Consider the following 21,585-nt stretch of genomic DNA (forward strand, 5'->3'; position numbering starts at 1 on the left):
CATGAGATTGCGTAGGCTACTCTGGATCATGGCGATACTGATCGTGTGCGGCGGTCTGGTTGCGGGCAGCGTTTTTGCCGGTCTGTTCGAGAAAAGCGCCGTGGCCAAGGACATCGAGCAGCCCCTGACTGCGGACCAGATGAAAGTATTGGCGCAACGCGGCGCCTATATCGCGGTTGCCGCGGATTGCTATGCCTGCCACACGGCAAAGGGCGGGGCTGCCTGGGCCGGCGGGCTGCCGATGCAAACGCCGTTCGGCACGATCTATTCCAGCAATATTTCGTCCGACAAGGAGAATGGTATCGGCAATTGGACCCGGTATGAGTTCCAACGTGCTGTTCGCGATGGTATCGGCAAGGACGGGAAACATCTCTATCCGGCAATGCCCTATGCCTCCTACCGGCAGATGAGAGCGGAAGACGTCGATGCGGTCTACAGCTATCTGATGACGCGCGAACCCATGCCGGTGAAAAACCAAGACAACGACCTGGCGTTTCCCTTCAATATTCGCCGCACGCTGACCTTCTGGAATCTTGTCAACCTGCCCGGCGCGGTGCCGGCAAATGATCCGGCCCGATCCGCATTATGGAACAGAGGCCGATACCTGGCCGATGCCCTCGCCCATTGCGGCGAGTGCCACACACCGCGCAACCTGATGCAAGGCATGGAGCAGACACGGTATCTGCAGGGAACGATCATTGAAGGCGTCTCAGCGCCCGACATCACGAAGGATGGGCTGACACGCATGGGATTTGACGTCCCCTTGCTGGCGAGCTTTATGAAGACCGGCATTTTCGCCGGGGGTGCGATGACCAACCAGATGTTCGAGGTTGTCCATTTCTCGACACAGTACATGACCGACGACGATATGCAGGCACTCTCGGCCTACCTGTTCAACCTCGATGCCGTGCCGGACCAATCCACGCCGCCGCCAGCGCCCAAGCCGATCAATGTGGCTCCCGAGCTTGCAGCGTCGGCACGGGGAACTTATCTCAACCTTTGCTCGGGCTGCCATGGCGCCCAGGGCGAAGGTATTCCGCATGTCGCGGTTCCGTTGGCCACCAACACGTCACTGCGCATCAATGACGCGCGCAATTTCGTCCGCACAGTCCTGCATGGCATTCCCGCACAACGTTTCCCGGGTCTCGAACGCATGCAGCCGATGCCAGCGTTCAAGGACCAGCTGACGGACCAGCAGGTAGCGGATCTTGCCAACTGGGCACGGGCAACATGGGGTGGCCAGGAAACGAACGTCAAGCCGGCCGACATTGCCTCGATCCGTCACAGCAACTAAAGGCAAACCTGTTGCCAACGGTCGCAAACGACGTGTGGCCCCTGACGGATTTCCTTTGAGCAAGCCAGTTCGCGCAGCATTCTCGCCAGGCTGGCGATCAGTCGGGGTTACCCGCACCGCCAGATGGCGAGAGCACCCGATGAATGTCGGCGGCCGTCACGGCCACCGACCGGATGAGCGGTTTTTGTCTCAAGGGCCGGCGAACGCACGAACCTCGCACGTGCCTTCCCATCCCGGCATGAAGTCCTTGTGCAGTTGCATGAACTCGACCGCCGACGCTACGGCCTCGTCCTTGTTGCCAAACTCCATGATTGCATAGCCGCCGATGACCTCCTTTGCTTCGACAAAAGGGCCGTCAATGACGCTGAGCTGCCCGTTTGCTATGCGAACCTGCGCACCCATGGTGACTGGTGTGAGTCCGCCCATGTCGAGCATGCGGCCAGCCTTGATCTCCCGGTCGGCGAGCTTGTTCATCGCCTCCATGAGTTCCGGCGTGGGAGGTTGGGAGTGGGCGGATGTGACGATTGACATGAATCGCATTTGACAATTCCTCCTTCGGCGAGCTGCGGGCACCATTGCCGCTGAACTGGCTCACTTATCAAGACAACGATCCAGCTCTTGCCAAATCGACATCCGCATTGAAAAAATCGCACTTGTCTCAAGGTTGAGGGAATACACAATGCAAGGTCGGGCTTTTGACATGGCGTTATGGCCGCCAATACTCCTGTTTCGCGATGCTCGACTATACACGATTTAGAGCCCAGCCTGGCTTTGAAATACCTTCTCCCTCAAGGGAATGCGCGCTAAACACGTACAGATGAGTTGCAGGCGAGTTGGCGGTTTCGCGCCGAATCCAGGGGAAATATTTATGGAAAATTGGGATCCGGCCGTTATCAAAATGCTCAGCATCTTCATGCCGAGCACTTTTGAAAGCCGTGCAGCAATCAAACCGGAATCTCGGTTCGTCCATTACACCACGTCGAAAAATCTGCTCCAAATTCTTGACAGTGAAGAGATCGAGTTCAGAAACACCCGGGATATGAACGATCACCAAGACATCGAGACCGGCTTGGAAAGACTGCAGCACTGGATCGACCATTCAGGCAGTGCTGCGCTCGCTGACGCGCTTGATCGATGTGCGCCGGGCGTCTGGAACGAAGGCGTAAAGAAATTTCAGGACTGGCTGCCGGGTTTGAGAAACGAGTCCTATGTCTTGTCTGTAGCCGAACACGATCCTAACGAAAACAACACCGGACGCCTGTCATTGTGGCGAGCCTTTGAAGGGGATGCAACCGGTGTCGCGGTCGTCGTCGACACTTCGCCGTTCATGCAGGTAGCACAGACGCTGAAAGCCTATTCGAGCCCGGTTGCGTACTGGACAAGACAGCAGTTCGCTGGAGAGTTTGAAACCGTCACTGCGTCCATATTGGACAATCAGCAATTCATATCCCAGACCAACAGGCCCGTGCTACGCGAGATTATATTTTTGATGCTGCTTTTTGCGGCCGTATGTTCCAAACACCCTGGCCTTCGCGATGAGCGGGAATGGCGAGTCTTGACCAACCCGCTTCTGTGGCCTTCGCCCATGCTTATCAAACACAACCCTGCTGTCGAGGTCAGCAACAGAACGATCTATAAACTGCCACTCAAAAATCGGCCAACGGAGAACATCACTGGATTGGAGTTTCCTCAGCTGATCTCGCGGGTCATTATTGGCCCCACAATGAATGCCGACGCCATCCGGGAAGAGATCGTGTCAAAATTGGCGGAGAAAAACGTCCCGCAACCCGCCACGAAAGTGATCATGTCCAAATTGCCTGTTCGCGCGAAAGCGATGGGGTAACACAGCGGAACACCAAGCTTGCTTGCCGCGTGGTCTGCCATCCATTGCCGCGCGAAAACTGTACCTATGCACGCGCCTCTTGTGCCACTCTTCGAACACTGTGTTCAACGCACTTACAACCATTGGTATCCGGCCCCATATTGAGCGCTCCGCGAGCGACGGGGTTTGCTCCTTTTCAGGGATGATATCATGAAGAAGATCGGTTTTCTTTCGTTCGGCCATTGGGCGCCTTCACTCCAATCGCAAACCCGTTCAGCCGGAGACGCTCTTCTTCAGTCGCTCGACTTATCTGTCGCCGCCGAGGAGCTTGGCATGGATGGCGCCTATTTCCGTGTGCATCACTTTGCCCGGCAATTGGCCTCCCCCTTCCCGCTATTGGCGGCAATTGGAGCGAAAACCAAAAATATCGAAATCGGCACCGCTGTCATCGATATGCGCTACGAGAACCCGTTCTATATGGCCGAAGATGCCGGTGCGGCGGACCTGATCTCGAACGGCCGGCTGCAGCTTGGGCTGAGCCGGGGCTCCCCGGAACAGGTCATCGACGGCTGGCGTTATTTCGGTTATCAGCCAAACGATGGCGCCACCGATGCTGACATGGGGCGTCAACACGCCGAGGTTTTTCTGAGCCTGCTCGGGGGTGAGGGGTTTGCTGAACCAAATCCGCGACCAATGTTTCCGAATCCGCCCGGTATGCTGCGCCTCGAACCGCATTCCGAAGGCCTGCGAAAGCGTGTCTGGTGGGGCGCCGGTTCGAATTCGACGGCGGTCTGGGCGGCCAAGCTAGGTATGAATCTCCAAAGCTCCACCCTTAAGAATGATGAGTCCGGTGAGCCGTTCCATATTCAGCAAGCGGCGCAAATACGTGCTTATCGCAACGCCTGGAAGGAAGCGGGCCACAATTGGACACCGCGTGTTTCCGTCAGCCGAAGCATCTTTGCATTGATGAATGACCGCGATCGCGCCTATTTCGGAAATGGCAGCAAAGAGGGAGACTCGCTTGGTTACATTGATGAAAACACCAGAGCCATTTTCGGCCGCAGTTATGCAGCCGAGCCCGAAGCGCTTGTGAAACAGCTTGCGCAGGATGAGGCCATCGTGGAGGCGGATACTTTGCTGTTAACGGTGCCAAACCAGCTGGGCGTCGATTACAATGTACATGTGCTCGAGGCAATCCTGACGCACGTTGCGCCCGCGCTCGGATGGAGGTGACGGTATCCAGCAAAGTTCTCCGAATACTGAGAGTTGGACGGAAAGCGTATATAGACCAATTGATGTATATCGATGTAGAGTGGTAGCTAATCCCCCTATAGTCATGACATGAAGGAAGAACGGGAATAGTATGCGCTGCTAAAATGGATTGGAATACATCCAAATAGGGAGCAACACGTGTCCATCGGTCAAGATACAAAACGCCGCAAGGCACACAATACGCCGACGGTAATCGTTATAGAACAACATACACTCGTGCGCACAACGATCATCCGGCTCCTCCAGGATGAACTTGCGGGCTGGGACTTCATCGACATGGTCTCTGTCAAGACTCTCGATAGTGCTCTCGGGATGGATGTGCATCTCATTGCACTGGACATGGCTGGAAGAACTCTCGACAGCGCAAGTCTCTGCTACGATCTTGACGTAATTAGAGACATGTTTCCTGAGGCTTCGATCGCCCTTCTCTCCAACATGGATGATACGTTGGTCGCCTCTCAAGCACTTGAGATGGGCATTCGCGGCTACTTCACAACCTCAGTTCCGATCGACGTCGCCCTTGCTGGTATGCGGCTCATCCTTGCCGGTGGTGTTTTCTATCCGCATCCGTTTGTCGCACACGCGAACGCGTCGGCGATGCGCAACAAGTCCCCGGACAAGCCGCGCAGAATAATCGAGAACAACGCACACTATATGTCGATTGCGGATTTTACCCCGCGCGAAGCGGATGTTCTTGCCGAACTGCAATGCGGACATCCCAACAAAGTCATTGCGTGCAAACTAAATCTTTCGGATCATACGGTGAAAATGCATTTGCAGCACATCATGCGAAAATTGCAGGTGCAGAACAGAACCGAAGTGGTCGCACGGCTCGGTCAAAGGGTAACGTCAGACATTCCCGCGCAGTAGCTCCCGGACTATTTTGAGTGACGTCGTCTTCAGAATCCTCAAGCGCAGTCAATAGTCCGGAACATGCCCGGCGACGCTATGCAAGAAGGATCACCAATCTCTTCGCGCAACACCATCCGGATCGCTCCGCTTGCCGTCGGTCAATCTTCGCGAAACGCGCGGGTGAAGCTGTCTAGGAGCGGCCTGACCGCGTAGAACGCCACACTGCTCTCCCCGGTTTCGATCAGCGCCTGCGCAGGCATGCCCGGAATCAGCGCAACATCGCGCATCTTCGCCAGCCGTTCGTCGGTCACGCGAATTGTCGCCGCGTAGTAAGCTTGGCCGCTTTGCTTATCGACGAGACGATCGGCGGAGACGTATACGACCACGCCTTTCAGCAATGGCACGCGACGTTGATTGTAGGGAAGCAGATGAATCTGCGCTTCGAGGCCAGAATGCACGCGGTTGATATCTTCTGGCCGCACATGCGCGGACACAATAAGACTGCCGTTGCGCGGCACGAGATCGACGAGCGGCTCGCCCGCGCCAATAATACCGCCGGCGGTATGGATGCGCAGGTCAATGACCACCCCATCCTCGGGCGCTCTGATTGCGGTCCGCGTGAGTTGATCGTCGATTGCCCGCAATCTTTCGCTCAGTTGCAATATCTGGCTTTCCGTGTCGCGAATGCCTTGAGCGACTTCGTTTAGCCGGTCACTTTCGATTTTCACAAGATAGGCCTGGCTTTCACTGATGACCTGGTATGCGCGTGATATCTGGGCGATAACTTCGCCGAGCTGGCCATCGAGATCCGCTATTTCCCGTCCCAGAACAAGAAGCCTGGTCTTTCGTTCAAGCCCCTTGGCCGCCAACGGGGAGACGGCATCAAGCTCTTGCCGCGCGATTTCCACCCTCTGCGTCAGCGCCGCTTTTTGCGCCATCAGACCAGAAATTTCCTCCTGCACCTGATCCATTTTCTTCTGCGTGATGGCGATCTCGGATTTCATCACCAGACGGCGCGTCTCGAAGATGTGATCTTGACCGTCGAGAATGCCGTTGATTGCCGGATTGGTCACTCTGAGGATTTCGAGATCCGCACCGTACATAACGCGGTCACTGCCCTTCTGTTCTGCACTGAGGCGCGCGTGACTTGCCTTGGCATCCCAGAGCTGTCCCTGGAGACTGTCGCGCTCCGAGCGTGATTTCGTGTCGTCAAGCTGGAAGAGAACCTGGCCAGCTTTCACAGCGTCGCCGTTCTTGACGAGGATTTGCCGCACGATACCGCCTTCCAGATGTTGGATAACCTTGCGGCTCGTTTCAGGCTCGACAACACCTGCGGCGATGGCCGCGCTTTTGAGTGGCGCAAAGATCGACCAGGTGCCAAGCCCAATAATGAAGACACCAATCAGCAGGTTGCCTAACAAGGCGACATTTCGAAGCCTTGGCATCGGGGAAGCAGGTGCCAGCGCCCCGCTGGTTGGTCCCGCGATTGGCACATAGACGAAGTGCTTCTTGTTTTGATCCGACTTGACGATGGCATGGCGCAATGTGTTGAGCACACCTGAAAACTTGAGCGGTATATCGAACTGAACGAGGGCCATTTCGCTGCCTCCTATGTCCCCGTTCGCGCTGGTGGCTGAAGGTACGTGTCGTAAATTTCGTCACTGTCTCCGAAAGCATCGATGGTGCCGTTTCGCATGATCGCAATTTTGTTGGTGACTGGAAGAACACCCAACCGGTGCGTGATGATGACGACCGTCATCCGCTTGGCTCGCATGCGTTGGATCGCATTGAACAGGACACGCTCGCCATCATAGTCCAGGCTTGAGTTTGGATCGTCAAGCACAACGAGGGCTGGATTGCCGTAAGCCGCCCTCGCCAGTCCGAGCTGCTGTCGTTGTGCGCGCAGGAGCAAGCTGCCGCCCTCGCCGATGTCGGTCTCATAGCCCTGCGGCAAGCGCATGATGGCTTCATGCAGGCCGACAAGCTTGGCCGCTTCGATTGCCTTGGCGGAATCCGCGCCATCAAGCCGGCCGATTACTTCCTTGATCGCGCCGCCAAACAATTCGATGTCCTGCGGCAGGTATCCGATATGGCGTGTACCGCCGCAAAGACGCAGCGCTGATATATCCACGCCGCCAAGCAGAGCGCTTCCACTCGTTGGCTGCAGGACGCCGGCCATGATCCGCCCAAGCGTCGATTTGCCGGATCCCGATGAGCCGATGAGCGCCACACAATCGCCGGGTGCGAGGCGCAATGAAACATCATTCAATATGTGCCGGTCAGCATACGGCACGGCGAAGCTCACGTTCTGAAGCACGAGGCTGCTGGATTCAGGCACCGGCACCATGCGCGAGCCGGCATCCGATGCGACGGCAACCAACATCCTGTTGAGACGGTTGAAAGCGTTACGCGCATACGCAAAGGAACGCCAAGCGCCGATCGCACCCTCGATCGGTGTAAGCCCACGGCCCAGCAACAGGCTGGCAACGAAAATAATGCCAGGGCTGCTGCTCTCCGCCAGCACCAGCCACGTGGCGGCGCCCATCACCAGAATTTGCGTCAGCGTGCGGATGGATTTCGAGAATCCAAGAATGATCTCGGTCCGGTGCATTGCGTTGTCCTGCGCTATTCTCGCAAACTCCGCATCGCGGTAGACAACCTGCGCGGCGCCGTCCTGCATGCCCATTGCCCGGACCACCTGGATGTATTTTAGCGCCATTCCGAACCGGGAGTAGCTCCGCGCCAGTGCCGCGCTTGCGTGGGTCAGCGGTTCATGCGTGGCGAGCTCGGTTAGAAGGGCAAGAAACAGCAGCGCAAGTGCGCTTAAGAGGCCAATTGCTCCAAGCAGCGGGTGAACGAGAAAAAGCAGAAGCAGGAAGACGGGCGCCCAGGGGATGTCAAAAAGCAGCGCGCTCGCCGGGGAATCGAGAAATTGGCGCAGCGAAGCAAGATCCCGATAGCAATCGGCGGCAACATTCGTATTGACCCTGGCTGCATATTCGAATGCGGCGGTAAGGACAACTGGCCGCAGTCGATGATCGAGCCAACTGCCGATACGGGTAAGCGCAGCACGGCGCACGATATCGAGTACCGATCCAACAACAACCGCGACAGCGATGACAAGGGTCAACATCAGCAGCGTGTCGGTGCTCCGGCTCGACAGGACGCGGTCATAAATCTGGAGGAGATAGATCGACGGTGCGAGTAGAAAGATATTGTAACCGCAACTGTAAATGAAAACCAAACCAAAGGCTCCTGCGCAGGCGCGAAGGGCCACGACCAGATGCGTCGGTTGGCGCTCGGATTGTATGATATTCGTTGTCATTATCAGATCTCGGTTTTCGCGGTACTGACAAGGCAAACACCTGGCCGTCGATGAGGATCGTCGGTTTGAACCCGGCGATCCTCACGGGCCGGAAGCGTCAGATCAAATGGCTCAGATCAAGATCGACGTGACTATGGTCGAAATGATCGAGAGTATTTGATACGGACTGAGTCGTCGTTGTGGGATCGGTGTGAACCACTGCAGCCGAGATATCGCCACCGCGTGCAATATTGCCGTTACCGCCATTGCCGCCGACGCCGGCGAGAATAGTGGCATGCTGATCTGCGAAGAATTGAGTGTTCTGGGTAGCAGTCGTTGCTGCAGAAACTGCGGCTATGTCACCACCACTGCCGTTTGTCTCGCTCCCGTTCGAGGTGGAAGCGCCGCCAGCGCCGCCAGCGCCATTGTTCGTGATGGAGGAAAGGGTTCCGTTCTCAGCTTCAGCTGAGCCACCGTGGCCACCAGGCCCCGCGCCCCAATCTGCAGTTTGCCAAACGTGATCGCCATTGTGCAGATCCGTATCGGCGCCATATACCGTCTGTGAATTGGCGACATATGCACTGGGATTGTAATTGATATCTCCGTAGCTGTAGCCGTCGCCGCCGTTACCGGCACTTGCGTCGCCTGCGTTGGAATGATTGAGCTGGATCGTGTCAGATAATTGTGGAACAGGCATAACTTTACTCCCTTTACAGTCTGTGTTTCTCCCACGTCCTGGTGCCCAGCGATGTCATCGCCAAGCAAGATAATCGCCGGAGAACAGTGCTCGCCATTTACATTGCGAGCTAGCTAGATATTCGGAGACGTTCTTTTGGGGAGGGTACGGCTGCATAAGGGGGCGAATCGCCAAAACACCCAACCGGCTATAGCCGCGTGCTGGTGCGCGCCCCGTTCAGGCAATGCCGGCACTGCTGGCATTTCATTGCATTCGAGAGGGAAATGGGTGGAGGTTGGTTTGCGAGGGGAGACGCAGATCCGCGGCCATATCCGGTGGATCATGTGTTCACACATGGATGAACGAGAGAATGTCGTCTACCAGCGCTGAATGGGCATGCGAGATGTCGCCGCCATGACCACCGATGCCTGCCATTTGCAACGCATGCTGATCGTAAAGAACGTGATCAAGTTGTTGCGCATCGGCCGTGCCACCGGCGGGTACAGCGATGTTGATCGGATGGAAGTATCCTATGTTCACATCCACCATACTGCCGTTCGAAAAGCCCGACCCGCCACTTCCCGATGAATGGTTGCCGGTGAAAATCGTATCGGAACTCAGATTGAAACCGCCGCCATTGCCTCCAATGCCCGCGATCTGAACGGCGCCCTGATCGAAGATTGCATTGTTGGTCTGATGGGCCTCAGCCGAGCCGCCTGCCGCACCGACCGCAATATTGATCGGCGAGAAAATGGCTACGTTCAGATCGATCATGCTACCGATGAAATAGCCGTTGCCGCCATGCCCCGCATACAGATCGCCGCTATAGGTGAGCGCAGTTCCAGACCCGCCCGGGGAATCATGGATCGTTGTATTGTGATCACCGCCCGAGCCGCCGATCCCGCCAATCTGGGTGGTACCCTGCAGCATGGCCGAATTGTTCGATTGATCGGCAATCGCGTGTGAACCCGGCCCCCCGGCTACGGCAACATTGACCGGGACAAAACTCCCGACATCCGAACTTACCATACCGCCGTAGAAAATCCCGTTGCCGCCACTGCCGGCATGATGGAGAGTGTCCCCACCGCCGCCGCTGAGTGCAGCGTTGCCGCTACCCCCGTTCCCGCCCATGCCAGCCATTTCGGTGGAGTGCTGATACATCAAGGAATTGTTGCCCTGCTGTGCGTCAACCACGGCGTGCGGACCTGCGATTGCGGCATTTGAGGGCGCGAAGATTGCCATAGGAGTGCTGCTTATGACGCCAATCGCGATGCCATCGCCGCCGCTCCCGGCCGAACTGCTCGGCATAACCTCCAGGGGAAGCCACGTTGGGACGAGCGCCAAATGCCCCGAGGCGGAACCCGGAATCGCATTCTGGCTGGTGCTCGTGTTGAACACCCCTTCCGCTATGGGACGATTATCCGCCATCATCGTTACTCCACCCCAGTTGCAACCACCCGCCTCGCGAAGCTCTGCGGAACGCATGGTTCGACCAACCTCTATTGTGCAGTCAGATGAACAAAAAGAAGAGCCTGCAATTCATCTACAGCCATCCGGGCGTAGGGATAGCTATTTGGCCGTAGTCTTTTTCGGGCAAGTTCACGTTGCATCTGCCTGTGAGAATTGTACCGACAATCAGGATTTCGGTGGTTCTCAACGCAAGGGGACAGCCAAATTGGCGCGTTTCACTGCACGGTGCTTCGCCAAGCGCATTACTACGATGAGCTTGTAAGTTCCGGTCGCGCGCGCCTCATTGAGCTATCTACCTTCATCTCGATATAGGCTGCCGCCGTCCAGGAGAAACCCAATCCGCCACAACCTTCACCGGTCAAGGGGTCGAAATACTCGGCAAAGCCATTTGCTTCGATGGCTCTTACGGTGGAAAGGCGCAACTTCTCGGCCATTGTATCTTTGCCGTTGCGTTGCAGACCATCAATCAGCAGCCAGTTGATGACCGCCCAGACCGGACCGCGCCAATAGCGCTTTGCCTCGAAACCGGAATAAGATGGTTGTGTCGATGGGAACAACACTTTCAGTCCATCAGACCAAGCGTTCATTTCAGCGATTACTGCTTCCAGCATGGCCTGTTCCAGATCAAGCGCCAGGAGCGGACAGAAACAGGCCTGCGTCGGCGCTTCAATATCAGTGCCTGAAATCAGATCACGCGAAACGAAGCGCCGCAGTTCCGGCCTCCATTGCGCCAGCAGCGCCTTGCGGGATCGAGCATTGACTGTCTCAAGCTCCTCCGCGTCGGCCTCCCGGCCAAATTCGCGGGCGAGTTCGAGCAGCGCTTCGCCGGATGCCAGAAGAATGGCCGTCGTCTGGATTTCTGCGACTTTGAAGGGAGCGGCTGCCCATTGCTCCGCGGGATTCCACTCGCACGCGGCGTAGGTATCGACCAGATGAATAAAGCGGCGATAATCCTCGTCATGCGGCCGCATGGCAGCGTCCACATGGCCGGTATCCTTGCGAATGACTTCGGTTTTCGTCGTTGTGGGAACGCGGGCCAGCGCGATATCCCAGGCTGGTGAATTGTCGCTGCCACTTTCCCATGGATGCAGCAGCGCGACCAGTCCCGTGCTCTCCGGATCGCGGGCTTGATACCACCAGCGGTGCCAGCGCAGCGCCGCATCATAGAGGAACCGGCTGCGTTCTCCGGTGCCCGTTCGCCCCTGACGTTTTGCAGCATCATGGACCTTTTTCAGCGCCATTCCGAAGACAGGAGGCTGGGTAATGCCTGAAGTGGCAATGGCGTGGCGTGTGCGCCAGACATTCGGACCCGGAAAATATGTGTCACTTGGCGCGTGGAAAACGATATGCGGGATCATTCCGTCGGCCCATTGGCCCTCGATCAACCGTTCAAGTTCACGATAGGCGCGCGGAACATCATAGGTCGCAAAACCCATTGCGACGAATGCGGAATCCCAGTTCCACTGGAATGGATAGAGCCGATCGGTCGGCACTGTGTAACCGCCACGATCATTGGCGGCCAGAATTTGGCGCGCGTCTTCAAGATAATCAGTCATGGCTTCCCGTTCAAAGGTGGAGTTATGCAATGGGGTGATTGAGGGAAAGACCGGTTTCAGGCGAAAGCCATGTCAAACGGTCTGCATCGAGCTTGAGGCCAATCGCGTCACCGGCCCTGACTGTTTCGCTCGGCGGCAGGATCACGCGTACGGGCTGTTCCGCGACGGTACCCGTCAAGAGCAGATGCGAGCCCATTGGTTCAGCCACGCGCACGTCGAGGCGCAAACCTTCAGCAAGCGGAGCGATCGAAACATTTTCGCCGCGAAGACCAAGCACAATGTCGCTGCCTGAATGAGCGGGCACTGCATGGCTGGTATTGCCGAGCTTTACAGTGCCATTCGTGACTGGCAGCCGGATAAAATTCATCGGTGGGCTGCCCATGAAACCGCCGACGAAGCGGCTCGCCGGGTGGCTGTAAATATCGACAGGCGCGCCGACCTGCTCGATGCGGCCATTATACATGACGGCGATACGATCGGAGAGGCCCATGGCCTCGGTCTGGTCGTGGGTCACATAGATGGTCGTCGTTCCCGACGCCTGCAGAACGGCTTTCAATTCCGTGCGCATTTCAAGGCGAAGCAGAGCATCGAGGTTTGAAAGCGGCTCATCCATCAGCAGCACTTTCGGCTCGACTGCCAGCGCCCGAGCAACAGCGACGCGCTGGCGCTGGCCGCCGGAAAGCTTGTTCGGATAGCGATCAAGGTAGGGTTCGATATGCAGGAGCGCTGCAGCCTTGCCGACCTGTCTTTTCACCCGCTGTTCATCGGCCCTTTGCATGCGCAGACCGAAGGCCACATTCTCGAACACTGTCATGTGGGGGAAGACCGCATAGTTCTGGAAAACCATAGCCAGACCACGATCCTTCGGTGCCAAACCAGTGATGGGAGTGCCGCCAATCAAAAGTTTGCCGGATGTTTCGGTTTCGAGCCCGGCAATGATCCTCAGCAATGTTGTTTTGCCGCAACCCGACGGTCCCAACAGAGAAACAAACTCGCCGTCGCGTATTTCGAGCGATATTTCCTTCAATGCCTCGAATGTACCAAAGGTCTTTTTAATGCGATCAATGACGATATTGGCCACGATGGTCGCTCCCTTATTTGCTGGAAATACCCCATATTGCGAACAGGTAGCGCCGGACCGCGAATATGAAGATGACGGAGGGAAGGATAAGCAGCAGGCCACCGGCAAAGCGGTAGTGCAGCGGACTTTCAGCGAGAACAGTCAGAAGATAGGCCGTCAGTGTACGGTGCCGGACTGTCAAAACGGAGGCGGCAAAGACCTCGTTCCAGGAAATGACGAAGGCAAAGACCGCCGTTGCGGCAAGTCCCGGCAGCGCCAGCGGTGCGACAATACGGAAAAAGGCCTGGGGATGCGAACAACCGAACACCCATGCAGCCTCTTCGAGTTCCCGTGGTACACCCATGAAAATGCCCTGCGTGACGAGAGCGGCAAAGGGCAGAGCCAAAACCGTGTGCACCAGCCCGACACCGATGATGGTGTCGTAAAGGCCGATCCGAATGAAGGAGACAGTCAACGGCAGGGCTAGGATGGCGAGTGGAAAAGCCCGGGTCAGAAGCACGAGCAGACGAAAGCTCTCCTTGCCCTTGAAGTTGTAGCGGGCGAGCGCATAACCGGCTGGGGCGCCGATCAGAACGGACAGGACAACGGTGACCGCGGCTGCGCCAAGCGAGTTCATGAAAGCGCCGGCCACGCCTTCGGTTTTCAAAAAGAGTAGAAACGGCTCGAAAGAAACACCGGCCGGGAAAACGGTTTTCGGCCATTGATAGACCCCGCCTCGCCCGCCAAAGGCACCAAGTGCTACCAGATAGATCGGGACGAGAACCCAGGCACAAAGCACCGCGATGCCGCTCCAAAGAAGAACAGACCGGGCCGAACCAAAGCTTGACGGTTGGGAGCTGGTGCTCATGGCAGGCGCTCCGGATCAACCCTGACGGCTTTGAGATACACAAACGTGGCAGCCAGCGAGATGATCATGATCAGCACCGCATAGGCTGCGGCTACGCCATAATTCTGGTTCTGGTTTTGCCAGGTGTAGGCTTCGCCAACAAGCACAGGCATATTGCTTCCACCCAATGCATAGACCACGGCGAAAACCTCGAAGGCGAGAACTGTCCTGAGGATCAATGCGGATTGGAGAGCCGGTTTGATCAAGGGCAATGTGATGCGGAAAAACCGCGTCCAGCGGCCTGCGCCGAAGACTTCAGCCGCTTCGCCAAATTCCTTTGGCACCTGATTGAGACCTGCCACAATGATGACCATGACAATGGCGGTGCCACGCCAGATTTCAGCGACAGCAATAGCAAAAAACAAGGCTATCGGCGTCTGATAGGACAGCCAGTTGGCCGGCCGCTCCATGAGACCAAGAGTGAACAGCATACTGTTCAGATAGCCACTGTTTTGCAGGATCGACAGCCAGACGAGGCCCGCCGCGAGATCGGAAATGCCAAGTGGAATTGTCCATATCCAGAGAATGGTTTCGCGGCCGGCGCCAACTTTGGCGACCATGGAACCCATTGCCAGGGCAATCATGATCTGGATCGGTACAACCGCAAGTGTCAGCAGGAACGTGTTGCGGATGGCCGAGCGAAAGTTCAAATCCCCCGCCATGGTTTGCAGATTGGCGAGGGAGGGCATGCCGCCTTCGGAAATCGCGAGCCAGATTGTCTGGACCAGCGGCAAAAGAAAGAGCAGCGCGAGAAAGATCACGCAGGGCGCGATCAGCGCATAGGGAATCCAGGACTTGTCGTTCTGCATGATCAATTTCTCGGGGAGTGTGCACGTCCAATGATATTATTCGACAGGACAGGAACCTTGGCTTGGTGCATCCGGTGCCCAGCAAGGGGCGCCCGTATCACCGATCAGTTTGCTCAGGCTCGCGGCTTGCTGGCTCAAGACATCGGTTACCGGTTCCCCGCGAATGACGATCCGCTGGAATGCATCCATATAGACTTTGTTGAACTCGCCGCCGCGATCCCCAAGACCCACCGGCAACAGTGAAATGACAGCATCCGGTGCCTGCTGCGTTGCCTGCACGCCGGCGGCCAGCATGGCAATGCCCGGTTCAATATCCGCCGGAAGTTTTGCGTCGACCGTTGGAAAGAAGCCAACATTCCTTGCCGTGAGAATTTGCGTTTCCGGTTTGACCAAATGTTCGATGACGCCTTTGGCTCCGGTTTCATCAGGTGCCCCTTGCGGGATTGCCAAGCCAGCCACGACCGGCATGTAGCCGCGCCCCTTCGGGCCAGCCGGAGCAGGGAAGATCACATACTGGTCCGGCTGTGACGCGACGGCTTCTTTCAGCCGGGCGATATGATCCCAGGCAACCCATACTTCATCGGCAAGCAAGGGCTCCTGCATAAAATTGTAGTTGGTGGAATTTGGATTGACGACGGCCCAGAGCTTTTTGAAGCTTTCCCACCCCTTGGCCGCATCCGCGGATTTGAATGGGCGAACAACACCGCCCGTAAAGGACGGATAGAAATATCCTTGGAAATAGCGCGCCATCAGACCTTTGGGTCCAGCGGGAAAGCCGATACGCGGTTGTCCGGTCTCGGTTTGCATCTTCTGACCCCATTCAATGAGCTGATCATAGGTCAGTTTGTTGATGTCAGCCCCCGCAGGCAAATACTGGAGTGCCTGTTTGTTGGCCGCCATCACATAGGTTGCCTGCATCCACGGGATATATTGCTGTTTGTCCTTGCCGAGTTTTCCAAGATCGAGAAGTGCCTTTGGCATGCCCTTGTCGGCAAGTTGCTTAGCCAGATCGTCAAGTGGCACAAAGCCGTCCTTGGATGCAATGGGGGACAACTCGCCATGAAGTGCGCCGACAAGACTGATTGTATGTTTTCCCGCCTGGCGCTCGGCTTCCATGCGCACGGCAAATTGTGGCGGTTCTTCAACGACATACTCCACGGGGGCGGCCAGACCCTTCAGGATCACATTGCGCACGGCCGTTGCCTCTTCAATGGGACGCAGCTGGGTCGATAGAAAAACTGTTTCGGCCTTGGCGACGGTAGCAGTCAAAAAGCCAGAGGCCGCGAGCAGCCCGATAAGCAGGGATCGTTTCATTGCTTCTCCTCCATTATTAGTCGTGAATGCCTGCGTCATTGTCGGCCAGCCGTTGCGACCGGCAATGACTGACACGCGGTATGAATTCGACGGGGTGTATTTCCTGGAGGGATTCCGGCGCCTCGCCATCGATGGCACGCAACAGCAGAGAAGCGATGCGAACGCCAATGTCTTCGCCGGTCACGCGCATGGTCGAAAGTGGCGGATCCGTAAACGCACTCATAGGCAAGTCGTCATGTCCGGTAATACAAACGGTGTTGCCGCCCGCAACTTCACGCAATGCCCGCAATGCGCCGACCGCCATTTCATCGGTTGCGCAAAGAATGGCTGTGGGTTTGACGGGACCGCTCATCAGCGCCTTCGCAGCGGCATATCCGCCATGCTCGGTGGGTTCGCCTTCAGCCGTGAGTTCCGATGCAAGCCCGGCCCGGCGAAGGGCATCCTCCCACCCCAAACGCCGGTGGTGGGCGAAGGAAAATTCCTGTGGCCCCGCCACATGCCCGATATGCGTATGGCCATCGGCAATGAAACGCAGTGTGGCATCCCGAAAGCCGGAGAAGCCGTCACCGTCAAGAAACGCATGCGGTTTCGCCGATTCCGTCCGGCCGTGCGTAACAAACGGGACACCCCGTGACTGAAGCAATTCCACGCGCTCATCATGGCGCCTGGTACGTACAAGCAGCATGGCATCAACCCGCTGTCCGTCGACGAAGCGCCGACACATTTCGAGTTCACTCTGCCCGCGCGGGACAGGTGCAATGACAAGGTTGAGGCCTGAAATGGCCAGATGCTCCGCACATGCGGAAAGGATATCGAGGAAATGCGGTGGTCCGATATGACCGGGGGCAGTTGGAAGCGTGACTGCGACAAGTTCAGCGCGTTGCCGCCGCAGACGCCGCGCTGAAGCATTCGGCTGATATCCCGTTTTAGCCACAGCTTCGAGCACGCGCGCCTTTGTCTTGGCCGAGACGTCAGAATAACCGTCAAGCGCCCGCGATACCGTTGTAATGGATAGGCCAAGCGATTGCGCAAGTTGTTTCAGATTGGACATGCCCCCTCCCAGAAGTGTGCGGTATAGTTTTCCAAAACGTTTTGGATGTCAATTATCAATACAAAAAATGAAGAATAGGCCTGATTTTGAATCGTTGGGATGAGAGGCACAATGTGCTGAAACCCGCACTAGCGGCCTCGATGTGCCAAAAAGGAAGCCGGCAACATCATCGCGACAGAAAAGGCGCCCGCTCTCGACGTTAAATCAGCGGATTTTATGATAGACTCGGAAGTGATTTCATTTCCGAAACAAATATCTCATGCGGGAAACCAGTCCGAAGTGGATTTTCTGCTACAAGCTGTTGAGTGGTGAAATTAAGCACAACCATGGGGGGATTTCATGCCGACGCTTTATTCCATCAAACCAGCTTTTCAGAACCTGCTCCGCCCCTTGGCCACTGGACTCGTTTCCGCTGGCGCCACCGCAAATCAGGTGACCATAGCCGCAACAATCATCTCGGTTGCAACGGGTGCGTTGATTGCGTTTTTCCCGCAGAATGCGTTGCTTTTTTGGCTGTTGCCGTTGGTGCTTTTTGTTCGTATGGCACTCAATGCCATTGATGGAATGATGGCTCGTGAATTCGAACAGGCATCGAAACTCGGCGCGTATCTGAACGAGCTTGGCGATATCGTTTCGGATGTGGCCTTGATCCTTCCATTCGCTTTTGTTGCACCGTTTGCCACTGCAGGGGTGGTTGCCTTTGCCGTCACAGCGATGATTGCCGAATATGCCGGCGTGCTCGGTGTCATGACCGGCGGCGGGCGTGGTTATGACGGGCCGTTCGGAAAGAGCGACCGCGCATTGGCCCTCGGCATCATTGCCGCGCTTATCGGTAGTGGCATCATCCTGCCCTCATGGTTCGGCTGGGTTTTTCCCCTCATGGCTGTGCTATCCGTTGTCACCGCCGTGAATCGTGTTCGTGCGGGCCTACGCCGCGCCAATTCCTGAAAATCAATTCTGCTTTCGGAGCAAGCCTATGTCGATAGATCCATCCTCCAATCCTGCGGCATTAGATGCAGTAGAGGAAAGTACCTTTCTCACCGACGACGGGACCGAACTTTTCTATCGGAAATGGCCGGCCAGATCGGGAAAGCCGAGGGGTGCAATTGTTCTTCTGCATCGTGGTCACGAACATGGTGGACGCGTTGCCCATCTGGTTGAGGAACTTGGCCTTGACGATTTCACATTCTATGCCTGGGATGCCCGCGGCCATGGCCGTTCACCGGGCGAACGCGGCTACTCACCATCCTTTGCAGCATCGGTGCGCGATCTCGGCAGTTTCGTAAAGCACATATGCAAAACCGGCGGTTTTGCCATTGAGGACATTGCGGTTGTCGCCCAGTCGGTGGGTGCCGTGCTCGCGGCAACGTGGGTCCATGACTATGCGCCGCGTATCCGGGCGCTTGTGCTGGCTTCTCCGGCTTTCAGTGTGAAACTCTATGTTCCATTCGCGCGTGAAGGCATCTGGCTCTGGCAGAAACTGAAAGGACAATTCTTCGTCAATTCCTACGTCAAGGCCAAGTTTCTGACCCATGATCCCGCGCGCATCGCGTCGTTCGACAATGACCCGTTGGTCACGCGGGCCATCGCATCGAATATACTGCTCGATCTTTATACGAACGCTGAACGGGTGGTTGCGGATGCCCGCGCGATCATCATACCGACGCAGTTGCTTATCTCCGGCAGTGACTGGGTGGTCCGGCACGGGCCACAGCATCGCTTCTATGAAAATCTGGCCCACCCCCTCAAAGAGCGCCACGTGCTCAAGGGATTTTACCATGACACTCTCGGCGAGAAGGAGCGCGCAATTGCCATAGCACATGCGCGCCGGTTCATTCTTGCGTGCTTCGACACAGAACCGGAGCCGCTGGATGTAACGAACGCCCATCAAACGGGCTTTACCCGAGATGAACAGGACAGGCTGTCATCCCCGCACGACCTGCTTTCCCTGAAAGGTCTCTATTGGGCGATCTACCGCTCGTCCATCCGCTTCAGTGCATTGTTCTCGAAGGGACTGAAAACAGGCGTCGAGACCGGTTTCGACTCCGGCTCAACCCTCGACTATGTCTATGAGAACGAACCGAGGGGAATGGGACCGGGCGGCAGGCTCATCGACAAGCAGTTCCTGAATGCGATTGGCTGGCGGGGCATTCGTCAGCGCAAGCTGCATCTGCAGGAGCTTATCGGCTTCGCCCTGACAAGACTGCAGAATGCCGGCCGCACGACACATATTCTCGATATAGCCGCCGGTCATGGCCGTTATGTCCTCGATGCGATTGCCAAATCCGCAGTCAAGCCGACAAGCGTCCGGCTGCAGGACTATGCGCCGATCAATGTCGATGCCGGACGCAAATCCATCGCCGAGAGAGGCATCCAGGATATAGCGAGCTTTCATCAGGCGGATGCTTTCGATGCTGCCGAACTGGCTGCAATCCAACCCGCGCCCGATCTTGCGATTGTATCCGGCCTTTACGAACTCTTTCCCGACAACGCGCTTATCAAGTGCTCGCTTGGCGGCCTTGCAACGTCGATGCAATCCGGCAGTTTGCTGATCTACACCAACCAGCCGTGGCATCCGCAACTGGAAATGATTGCACGTGCGCTCACCTCGCACCGTGGCGGCGAAGCATGGGTCATGCGCCGCCGGACGCAGGCTGAAATGGATCAGCTGGTTGCGGCAGCAGGTTTCAGGAAGATCGACCAGCTTGTCGATGAATGGGGCATATTCACTGTTTCCATCGCTGAGCGCACATGACCGAAAACACCGTCGCACCGATTGGACAATGGCGCTTGAACCGGGCCGTCGCGAAACGTGCACTGATCTGGCTCATTTGCCTCGCACCATTGTTCTACGCGACCTATGGGACAGCCAATTGGCTTGCCTCGCAGCGGGAGAACGTTCCGAATATTACCTTTACCTGGGAACAAGCCATTCCTTTCATTGCCTGGACCATTTTCCCCTATTGGTCGATCAACCTGTTCTACGGACTTTCCTTGTTCTTGAACGATACAACCGCTGAGGTCGATCGCCTGGCGAAACGCTACCTGACCGCACAGATCATCGCGGTTACCTGCTTCATCGCGTTTCCCCTGACCGTCATCTTCCACAAGCCGCCGACCAGCGGCGCATCAGGCTTTCTGTTCGATATGCTGGGTGGCTTCGACAAGCCCTTCAACCAGGCGCCCTCCCTGCACATCGCTCTCCTGGTGATTATCTGGACGCATTGGCGCGTTCGTCTGTCGGGTATTGTTCTTTGGATCTGGCATCTCTGGTGCGCATTGATCGGCATTTCCGTTCTCACGACCTATCAGCATCATTTTATCGACATCCCCACTGGTCTGCTTTTGGGTCTTTTTACTCTTTGGCTCTTCCCGGCACACATGCCCTCACCCGTGGCCGCATTCCGCTTAACCGATGATCCCAAGGCACGGCGCATTGGCACCTATTATGCAATGGCCAGTCTGATCTTCTTGCTTGCGACAATCATCGAAACGCCGACATCGGCGGCATTCCTGTTTTTCCTGTGGCCGGCGCTGGCCCTCCTGCTCGTATCAATCGGCTATTTCGGTGCGGGCCCCACCGCCTTTCAGAAGTGCGCTGACGGCACGCTTTCCCTGGCCAGCACATGGCTGCTGGCCCCTTGCCGCCTTGGTGCCATTGTCAACAGCTGCATCTGGACACGCCAGCTCCCGCCCTCTGTTGCGATCGGCAAGAACGTGTATTTGGGGCGGCTGCCGCGGGTATCTGAACTGTCGAAATTCATGACCGTGATTGACCTGACCGCCGAACTGGCAAAGCCTTCCGGCGTGGAGATTGCATGGCTGTCGTTCCCGGTGCTTGATCTCGTTTCGCCTCAACACGACGAATTGCGCAAAGCGGCCGACGCCATCGAACGTGCCCGGCACAAGGGCCCCGTTCTCGTTTGCTGTGCACTTGGATTCCAGCGCAGTGCGGCAGCAATTGGCGTTTGGCTTTTGCAGTATGGCGATGTCAAAACCGCAGCCGAAGCAATCAGCGTAATCGAAGCCGGCGGCAGGCGCATTCATCTGGCAGAAGACATGGTGTCTTTTGCGCAAGAGGTGAAACAACCATGAATGAACGGGCCTCTGCACTCGCCCACCGATTGCACGCCAAGGTAACGGCCATCGCGTCATGGCTGTAACAAACTGCCTCTTGTTGAAACTGCATCTTGCTTTT

Annotated in this window: 18 protein-coding genes; 7 read left to right on the plus strand and 11 right to left on the minus strand. The window is 56.7% G+C overall.

From position 1 onward, the window contains the following. The first annotated feature begins 1 nt into the window (after position 1). Positions 2–1,294 (plus strand): c-type cytochrome, encoded by a 1,293-nt coding sequence (locus tag AC1Q5O_RS23165; protein ID WP_492566227.1) that lies wholly within the window; start codon positions 2–4, stop codon positions 1,292–1,294. Positions 1,295–1,483: 189 nt separating this feature from the next. Here the strand turns inward: AC1Q5O_RS23165 and AC1Q5O_RS23170 are convergent, their stop codons facing one another. Beyond that, positions 1,484–1,834 carry a YciI family protein gene (locus tag AC1Q5O_RS23170; RefSeq protein ID WP_472460397.1) on the minus strand — a complete coding sequence of 117 codons (351 nt, stop codon included), beginning with the start codon at positions 1,832–1,834 and terminating at the stop codon, positions 1,484–1,486. Positions 1,835–2,162: 328 nt separating this feature from the next. On the opposite strand from AC1Q5O_RS23170, the gene AC1Q5O_RS23175 reads away from it, so the two are divergent. The 3 genes from AC1Q5O_RS23175 to AC1Q5O_RS23185 all read left to right on the plus strand — a co-directional run bounded on the left by AC1Q5O_RS23175 (position 2,163) and on the right by AC1Q5O_RS23185 (position 5,258). After that, complete coding sequence (locus AC1Q5O_RS23175; RefSeq protein ID WP_492566230.1) at positions 2,163–3,137, plus strand: DUF2971 domain-containing protein; 975 nt, start codon at positions 2,163–2,165, stop codon at positions 3,135–3,137. 189 nt (positions 3,138–3,326) lie between these two features. Continuing rightward, positions 3,327–4,349: an LLM class flavin-dependent oxidoreductase gene (locus AC1Q5O_RS23180; protein WP_464663579.1), complete on the plus strand. Its 1,023-nt coding sequence runs from the start codon at positions 3,327–3,329 to the stop codon at positions 4,347–4,349. Between the two features lie 177 nt (positions 4,350–4,526). Next, positions 4,527–5,258, plus strand: coding sequence for a response regulator transcription factor (locus AC1Q5O_RS23185; RefSeq protein ID WP_464663577.1), 732 nt, complete (start codon positions 4,527–4,529; stop codon positions 5,256–5,258). A gap of 140 nt (positions 5,259–5,398) precedes the next feature. Here AC1Q5O_RS23185 and AC1Q5O_RS23190 read toward each other — a convergent pair whose 3' ends face one another. The 10 genes from AC1Q5O_RS23190 to AC1Q5O_RS23235 all read right to left on the minus strand — a co-directional run bounded on the left by AC1Q5O_RS23190 (position 5,399) and on the right by AC1Q5O_RS23235 (position 17,387). Further along, entirely contained in the window at positions 5,399–6,838 is a 1,440-nt protein-coding gene (locus AC1Q5O_RS23190; RefSeq protein ID WP_492566232.1) for an HlyD family type I secretion periplasmic adaptor subunit, read from the minus strand. 11 nt (positions 6,839–6,849) lie between these two features. Further along, positions 6,850–8,565: a type I secretion system permease/ATPase gene (locus AC1Q5O_RS23195; RefSeq protein WP_464663573.1), complete on the minus strand. Its 1,716-nt coding sequence runs from the start codon at positions 8,563–8,565 to the stop codon at positions 6,850–6,852. A gap of 97 nt (positions 8,566–8,662) precedes the next feature. Further along, positions 8,663–9,241, minus strand: coding sequence for a PE-PGRS family protein (locus AC1Q5O_RS23200; RefSeq protein ID WP_464663572.1), 579 nt, complete (start codon positions 9,239–9,241; stop codon positions 8,663–8,665). A gap of 327 nt (positions 9,242–9,568) precedes the next feature. Then, the gene (locus tag AC1Q5O_RS23205; RefSeq protein WP_492566341.1) at positions 9,569–10,648 is read right to left on the minus strand and encodes a hypothetical protein; all 1,080 of its coding nucleotides are present in this window, start codon (positions 10,646–10,648) and stop codon (positions 9,569–9,571) included. Positions 10,649–10,935: 287 nt separating this feature from the next. After that, positions 10,936–12,246, minus strand: coding sequence for an MGH1-like glycoside hydrolase domain-containing protein (locus AC1Q5O_RS23210; protein WP_492566234.1), 1,311 nt, complete (start codon positions 12,244–12,246; stop codon positions 10,936–10,938). 22 nt (positions 12,247–12,268) lie between these two features. Further along, positions 12,269–13,327: an ABC transporter ATP-binding protein gene (locus AC1Q5O_RS23215; RefSeq protein WP_464663567.1), complete on the minus strand. Its 1,059-nt coding sequence runs from the start codon at positions 13,325–13,327 to the stop codon at positions 12,269–12,271. Positions 13,328–13,340: 13 nt separating this feature from the next. Further along, positions 13,341–14,174: a carbohydrate ABC transporter permease gene (locus tag AC1Q5O_RS23220; protein ID WP_492566236.1), complete on the minus strand. Its 834-nt coding sequence runs from the start codon at positions 14,172–14,174 to the stop codon at positions 13,341–13,343. Beyond that, positions 14,171–15,022 (minus strand): carbohydrate ABC transporter permease, encoded by an 852-nt coding sequence (locus tag AC1Q5O_RS23225; RefSeq protein WP_464663563.1) that lies wholly within the window; start codon positions 15,020–15,022, stop codon positions 14,171–14,173. Before AC1Q5O_RS23225 ends, AC1Q5O_RS23220 begins: the two co-directional genes overlap by 4 nt. 36 nt (positions 15,023–15,058) lie before the next feature. Next, positions 15,059–16,336, minus strand: coding sequence for an ABC transporter substrate-binding protein (locus AC1Q5O_RS23230; protein WP_464663561.1), 1,278 nt, complete (start codon positions 16,334–16,336; stop codon positions 15,059–15,061). Positions 16,337–16,352: 16 nt separating this feature from the next. Then, positions 16,353–17,387 carry a LacI family DNA-binding transcriptional regulator gene (locus tag AC1Q5O_RS23235; protein ID WP_492566239.1) on the minus strand — a complete coding sequence of 345 codons (1,035 nt, stop codon included), beginning with the start codon at positions 17,385–17,387 and terminating at the stop codon, positions 16,353–16,355. Between the two features lie 339 nt (positions 17,388–17,726). Between AC1Q5O_RS23235 and AC1Q5O_RS23240 the strand changes: the two genes are divergently transcribed. The 3 genes from AC1Q5O_RS23240 to AC1Q5O_RS23250 are packed head-to-tail and all read left to right on the plus strand — an operon-like array spanning position 17,727 to position 21,482. Then, positions 17,727–18,335, plus strand: a complete 609-nt coding sequence (locus AC1Q5O_RS23240; RefSeq protein ID WP_492566240.1) for a CDP-alcohol phosphatidyltransferase family protein — start codon at positions 17,727–17,729, stop codon at positions 18,333–18,335. A gap of 28 nt (positions 18,336–18,363) precedes the next feature. Then, entirely contained in the window at positions 18,364–20,142 is a 1,779-nt protein-coding gene (locus AC1Q5O_RS23245; RefSeq protein WP_492566242.1) for a bifunctional alpha/beta hydrolase/class I SAM-dependent methyltransferase, read from the plus strand. After that, complete coding sequence (locus AC1Q5O_RS23250; protein ID WP_492566244.1) at positions 20,139–21,482, plus strand: phosphatase PAP2/dual specificity phosphatase family protein; 1,344 nt, start codon at positions 20,139–20,141, stop codon at positions 21,480–21,482. The genes AC1Q5O_RS23245 and AC1Q5O_RS23250 overlap by 4 nt, the downstream gene beginning before the upstream one ends. The last annotated feature ends 103 nt before the right edge of the window (positions 21,483–21,585 follow it).

Source organism: Phyllobacterium sp. MT110 (assembly GCF_058792715.1).